Source organism: Lawsonibacter faecis (assembly GCF_014287675.1).
GTDB classification, from domain to species: domain Bacteria; phylum Bacillota; class Clostridia; order Oscillospirales; family Oscillospiraceae; genus Pseudoflavonifractor; species Pseudoflavonifractor faecis.
On sequence record NZ_JACOPQ010000028.1, the window covers coordinates 1 to 5734 of the forward strand.

Below are 5734 nucleotides of genomic sequence, written 5' to 3' on the forward strand. Positions count from 1 at the left end.
CCTCCATCGCTCCTATTTTTGTATAGCTTCGTTTGCTCATAACAATACCCCCTGATGTAGTTCTATTATCCTACATCAGGGGGCATTTTGTCATTGTCCGTTTTTACTGGGGCTGTTCACAAAGCCCAGGCGCTTTCTTTCACTTTATTTCTTGTCGAAAGCGGGGTTGGTGAAGTAGACGTTGCGTTGGTCCATCTTCTCTTTGGCAAGGCGCACCGCCTCGCCAAAGCGCTGGAAGTGGACCACCTCACGCTCCCTCAGGAACCGGATGACGTCGTTCACGTCGGGGTCGTCGCTCAGGCGCAGGATATTGTCGTAGGTAACGCGCGCTTTCTGCTCCGCCGCCATATCTTCCGTGAGGTCGCAGATGACGTCGCCCTTGACGCCGATGGAGGCGGCGTTCCAGGGAAAGCCGGAGGCGGCGGTGGGGTAGACGCCGGTGGTGTGATCCACGAAGTACTGGTCGAACCCGGCAACGCGGACCTGCTCGTCGGTCAGGTTGCGGGTGAGCTGATGGACGATGGCGCCGATCATCTCCAGATGGCCCAGCTCTTCGGTGCCGATGTCGGTCAGCAGGCCCTTGAGCTCGGGGTAGGGCATGGCGTAGCGCTGGGAGAGGTAGCGCAGGGAGGCGCCCAGCTCGCCGTCAGGTCCGCCATACTGGCTGATAATGAAGGAGGCCAGCTTGGGGTTGGGCGTGGCAATTTTGACGGGGTACTGCAGCTTTTTCTCATATACAAACATCTTATTTCATACCTCCCTCAACAAAATTCCAGGGCCAGGGGTCCTTCAGCCAGGACGCCCAGGTCTTCTCGTTGGCCGTGGACTTCTGGAACAGGGGGCCGTGCATGGCCTCATACTGCTCGCGGGCGGTCTGCTCCATGGCGGCGTACTGCTTATAGAGCTCGAAGGCCTCGGCGTCGCCCTGGTGCGTGTCCAGGTAGAGGCCCAGCTCCACCAGCACGAACTCCAGGGCCTGGAGCTCGGCCAGATGTCCGCTGACCACGTTGCGGGCGTCCGCCTTGACGTGGAAGGGGAGGTTCAGCCCAGGGAAGAGCGTGCCGTTGTTGAGAGCGTCGGCCTGGTTGTAGCGCTTGGATCCGGTCTGCTGAAAGGGGACATACGGGACGGCCAGCGGCGCACACTCGGGCAGCGTGCCGCAGGCGTCCCCGCAGCCGGCGGCCGGGGGCAGGGGAGTGCCGTTATCGGGATACAAATGCGATTCCTCCTTAGTCGGATTGGGGAGGGAGGGACGCGACGGGCGTGCCCCACCGCCTCCCTGATTCATCCTATGCAGTCGAAGGAGGAGGGAAACCGCTTCTCTTTGGGACGGGCTTGTGATATAATGGCATCCGGCGGCGGTTTTATTTTCGATTGGCCGGTTTTTTACGCGGTCTCTGCCGGAACCCTGAAATCCGGCGGTTCCAAACATTTTCGCTCTGGCCCGGCGTTTACAGGACGCCTGCCAAACATAACGCGGCAGATTCCCTCATAAGGTATCGGGAGGGGGTGTCTGTTTTGAAAAAAGATCTGCGGATGAAGATTTTATCCTGGGCCCTGGTGGCCGCGCTGGCACTGGGAACCGGGTATTTCCTGTGGAGCGGGCGGGCCGGCGGCGTCCAGACCCTGGCAGCCGCCAGATTTCCGGAGGAGACGGTGGTGATTGACGCGGGCCACGGCGGAGAGGACGGCGGGGCGGTATCCATCTCCGGCGTGCCGGAGAGCGGCATCAACCTGGCGGTTGCGCTGCGGCTGGACCAGCTCTTCGGCCTGTACGGCGTGCGGACCGAGGTTTTGCGGACGGAAGACATCTCCCTCCACGACAGCGGTGCGGCGACCATGCGGGAGCGGAAGGTCTCCGACATTCATAACCGGGTGGAGCGCATCAACGCCATTGAGAACGCCACCCTGATCAGCATTCACCAGAATACCTATCCCACCGCAAAATACCACGGGGCGCAGGTGTTTTACAGCAACGGCGAACTGTCCATGGCCCTGGCACAGCTCACGCAGGAGACGCTTAGGCTCTCGCTGGATCCGGACAACAACCGGGTTTCCACCAAAATACCTGACACCGTCTATCTGATGAACCACATCTCCTGCCGGGCCATCCTGGTGGAGTGCGGCTTCCTCTCCAACCCAGAGGAGGACCAGCTGCTCCAGTCCAAGGGGTATCAGACCAAGCTGGCGACTGCGCTCTGCGGGGCGTATCTGCGATTTCAGGATCTCTATACCAAAGGAGAACTGCCCAATGAAGGCGAAAGCAGTGTATTTTTGTACCCAGTGCGGGAATGAATTCCCCAAGTGGTACGGCCAATGCCCCATGTGCAAGGAGTGGAACACCATCTCCGAGCAGCCCGCCGAACCGAAAAAGAAGCAGGGGGGAGCCGCGGCTTCCGCCGGCGCCCGGCGGCCCGGCATCAGCCGCCCCAAATCCATCGCGGAGGTGGAAACCACCCACGAGCTGCGGTTCGAGACCGGCATGAGCGAGCTGGACCGGGTGCTGGGCGGCGGGGCGGTGAAGGGCTCGCTGGTGCTGGTGGGCGGTGCGCCCGGCATCGGCAAGTCCACGCTGATGCTCCAAATCTGCGACAATCTCTGCCGCTTCGCCAAGGTTTTGTATGTATCGGGGGAGGAGTCGGAGCGGCAGATCAAACTGCGGGCTGAGCGGCTGAGCGTGAGGGGGGAGGGGCTGTACCTCCTGTCCGAGACCAATCTGGAGGACGTAATCGAGTCTGTGAACGAGCTTCAGCCCGACATCCTTATCGTGGACTCCATTCAAACCCTCTACAACGGCGACCTGACCACCGCGCCGGGCAGTGTCGGGCAGGTGAAGGACTGTACCATGGCCCTGATGCAGTTGGCGAAGGGGCAGGGAATTACCGTCTTCGTCATCGGCCATGTGAATAAGGAGGGCTCCATCGCGGGCCCCAAGGTGCTGGAGCACATGGTGGACTGCGTCCTCTACTTCGAGGGGGAGCAGAACCTGGCCTACCGCATCCTGCGTGCGGCGAAGAACCGCTTCGGCGCCACCAACGAGATCGGCGTCTTCGAGATGGCGGACACCGGACTCTCCGAGGTGCCCAATCCCTCGGAGATGCTCCTCTCAGGCCGCCCGGAGGACACGCCGGGCACCTGCGTCACCTGTGTGATGGAGGGCGTCCGGCCCGTGCTGGCGGAGGTTCAGGCCCTGCTGACGCCCACCAGCTTCAATGTACCCCGGCGCACCAGCAACGGCTTCGACTTTAACCGGGCCAATATGCTCCTGGCCGTCCTGGAAAAGCGGGGCGGGCTGCTGGTCAACTCCTGCGACGCCTATATCAACGTCATCGGCGGCCTGAGTCTGGACGAGCCGGCGGCCGATCTGGCCATGGTAATGGCTTTGGCTTCCAGCTTCAGGGACAAGCCTGTGCCCAACGACCTGGTGGCCATCGGCGAAGTAGGGCTCACCGGCGAGCTCCGGGCGGTCAACGGCCTGGGCCAGCGGCTCAGTGAGGTAAGGCGTATTGGCTTTACAAAATGCCTGATACCGGCGCGCAACAGCGGCAAGGTTGCCGAGCCGGAGGGAATGCAGCTCATCCGCGTGCGCAATATCAGAGAGGCGCTGGCTGCAATTCTGTAGCGGCCGTGGATCGGTGGCCGCCGCAATGCCGGTTTACATGATGTTGGGCGGCGGCAGGACGATTTCATCCTTGGAGGCCATGCGGTAGCGGGGCACAAAGTTCACGCAGCGCTCGGCGTCGTCAGGCAGGCCGCAGGACGCCGCGCGCTCCAGCGCGCAGTAGCCGTCCTGCTGATAGACACAGTCGCTGGTACAGGCAATGAGACTCATTGAATTTCACCTCGCAGATAGATTGGCGCGGAGATGGATGTGAACATAGTCTGCCCGGGAGTGGGAATTTCTATTTCAATCAACGGCGGAGGGAGGGAGCCTGAAAGAGATACGCAACTCAACAAAATAAAAATTTTGTTGAGTAGAGGGGAGGCAAAAACACCCTCAAGGGCTTTCGGGACGCTTCTGCGCTCCGGCAGAGTCTTTTCTATCAAGACCGTCAGGCCGTATCTTTCAGGCAAATGAATTGGACTATCGTACCGAAGCGCCTCAGATTATCCGGGACTTTCTCAACTACCATGAGACAATTCAGGCACACTCCCGGAAAACCGTGGACGAATACTATTTGGATCTGCGCAATTTTTTTCGCTATATAAAGATGGAAAAAGGCCTTGTTCCGCGCTCCGCCGAGTTGGATGAGATTCCAATCGACGACGTGGATTTAGACCTGGTCCGCTCCGTGAGCCTCACCGACGTGTACGCCTATATGAGCTACCTCAGCCGGGACCGGGTCAGGCACGCCAACAGCCCGGAGTCCGGCTATGGGCTGACCCCGGCGGCCCGGGCCAGAAAAATCGCCACCATTCGCTCTTTCTATAAATATCTGACCACCAAGGCGAAGGTGATGGCGGAAAACCCCATGCAGGATCTGGATTCCCCCCGGCTTAAAAAGGCGCTGCCGCGCTACCTGGACTTGGACGAGAGCATCCGGCTTTTGGAAGCTGTCGACGGCGCCAACAGAGAGCGGGATTACTGCATCCTGACGCTGTTTTTGAACTGTGGACTGCGGATTTCCGAGCTGGTGGGCCTGAATCTGAACGACGTCCGGGTTGACCAGCTTCGGGTTCTGGGCAAGGGCAACAAGGAGCGCATCGTCTTCCTCAACTACGCCTGTCAGCAGGCCGTCGCCGACTGGCTGGCCGTCCGCGGAGCTCGGGCCGCCATTGACAAAAACGCGCTGTTTATCACCCGCAGGCACACCCGGATGACCACCGATGCGGTCCACTATATGGTCAAAAAACGGCTGCTGGCCGCCGGGCTGGACCCGAGCCTCTACTCCTCACACAAGCTGCGGCACACGGCGGCCACGCTGATGCTCCAAAACGGCGTGGACGTGCGGACGCTCCAGGAGGTCCTGGGCCATGAGCATTTGAACACCACGCAGATTTATACCCACGTGGACAATGAGGATTTACGGGTGGCCGCAAAGGCCAACCCGCTGGGTAAGGTAACGCGTAAAAAGAGTGCAAAACCCAAAATCCAGGAAGATGACTCAATGAAATCAGGAGGTCTTTAGTATGCCAATTATCACAGTTTCCTATGAAAAAGGTCAGTTTACCGGCGATGGACAGGCTCTGCTCCACGGGGTCCGGGAGGCCCTGACGGCGGCCTTCTCCCTCCCCCCTGACGACGTTTTTACTCTGCTCCGGGTATACGAGCCCGAGTATGTGCGCTTCCCCAAGGGCCAGGAGACCAGCATCCTGGTGGAGGTCTCCTGCTTCTCCGGCCGGTCAGCGGAGCAGAAGGAGCGGTTCTTCCAGCTGGCGGCCCGGGCCGTGACCGACGTGGGCGGCGACGCGGAGCATATGCTGGCGGTCGTTCATGACATTACGATGGAAAATTGGGGCGTCTGGGGCGGCCAGTCCGCCAAAAAAGCCTTTGCGCCAAAATGATATGTAAAAAAGCGCCATCCAACCGATTTATGAACAGCCCCAAGTTATTCAGACAGCACAAAAAAGCGGCCCGTGAGTAGGCAAAGCAGATTATGAGGAGAGGTGGCGCACAAGCGGCGCCTCTCCCGTTTTTATTTGGATACGCTCATAGTTATAAAAGTGAATAAACTCGGCAATCGCATGGTTGGCCTCTTCAAAGGTGTCCGGCTTATGCCTGTAAATACACTCG

8 protein-coding genes are annotated in these 5734 nt (G+C 59.8%); 4 read left to right on the forward strand and 4 right to left on the reverse strand.

Annotated elements, in window-relative coordinates; translation table 11 throughout:
- Positions 1 to 144: 144 nt before the first annotated feature.
- On the reverse strand, positions 145 to 744 hold the full coding sequence (locus tag H8S62_RS17665) for a manganese catalase family protein (protein WP_155146552.1): 600 nt from the start codon (positions 742 to 744) through the stop codon (positions 145 to 147).
- Between the two features lies 1 nt (position 745).
- Entirely contained in the window at positions 746 to 1216 is a 471-nt protein-coding gene (locus H8S62_RS17670; protein ID WP_341481082.1) for a spore coat protein CotJB, read from the reverse strand.
- Positions 1217 to 1518: 302 nt separating this feature from the next.
- Here H8S62_RS17670 and H8S62_RS17675 point away from each other — a divergent pair, with 302 nt between their 5' ends.
- Entirely contained in the window at positions 1519 to 2295 is a 777-nt protein-coding gene (locus H8S62_RS17675) for an N-acetylmuramoyl-L-alanine amidase (protein WP_243255847.1), read from the forward strand.
- Positions 2252 to 3622, forward strand: a complete 1371-nt coding sequence (gene radA / locus H8S62_RS17680) for a DNA repair protein RadA (protein ID WP_155146560.1) — start codon at positions 2252 to 2254, stop codon at positions 3620 to 3622. The genes H8S62_RS17675 and radA overlap by 44 nt, the downstream gene beginning before the upstream one ends.
- A 33-nt stretch (positions 3623 to 3655) precedes the next feature.
- Here radA and H8S62_RS17685 read toward each other — a convergent pair whose 3' ends face one another.
- On the reverse strand, positions 3656 to 3832 hold the full coding sequence (locus H8S62_RS17685; RefSeq protein ID WP_155146562.1) for a hypothetical protein: 177 nt from the start codon (positions 3830 to 3832) through the stop codon (positions 3656 to 3658).
- A 247-nt stretch (positions 3833 to 4079) separates the two neighbouring features.
- On the opposite strand from H8S62_RS17685, the gene H8S62_RS17690 reads away from it, so the two are divergent.
- Complete coding sequence (locus tag H8S62_RS17690) at positions 4080 to 5129, forward strand: tyrosine recombinase XerC (RefSeq protein WP_186920425.1); 1050 nt, start codon at positions 4080 to 4082, stop codon at positions 5127 to 5129.
- Between the two features lies 1 nt (position 5130).
- Entirely contained in the window at positions 5131 to 5505 is a 375-nt protein-coding gene (locus H8S62_RS17695) for a tautomerase family protein (protein ID WP_186920426.1), read from the forward strand.
- A 90-nt stretch (positions 5506 to 5595) separates the two neighbouring features.
- Here the strand turns inward: H8S62_RS17695 and H8S62_RS18755 are convergent, their stop codons facing one another.
- Positions 5596 to 5727, reverse strand: coding sequence for an IS3 family transposase (locus H8S62_RS18755; protein ID WP_423788655.1), 132 nt, complete (start codon positions 5725 to 5727; stop codon positions 5596 to 5598).
- Between the last annotated feature and the right edge of the window lie 7 nt (positions 5728 to 5734).

Excerpts from the sequence above, each read along its gene's own strand:
- H8S62_RS17695 (WP_186920426.1), top strand. The coding sequence starts at position 5,131 with ATGCCAATTATCACAGTTTCCTATGAAAAAGGTCAGTTTACCGGCGAT.
- radA (WP_155146560.1), top strand. The coding sequence starts at position 2,252 with ATGAAGGCGAAAGCAGTGTATTTTTGTACCCAGTGCGGGAATGAATTC.
- H8S62_RS17685 (WP_155146562.1), bottom strand. The coding sequence starts at position 3,832 with ATGAGTCTCATTGCCTGTACCAGCGACTGTGTCTATCAGCAGGACGGC.
- H8S62_RS17665 (WP_155146552.1), bottom strand. The coding sequence starts at position 744 with ATGTTTGTATATGAGAAAAAGCTGCAGTACCCCGTCAAAATTGCCACG.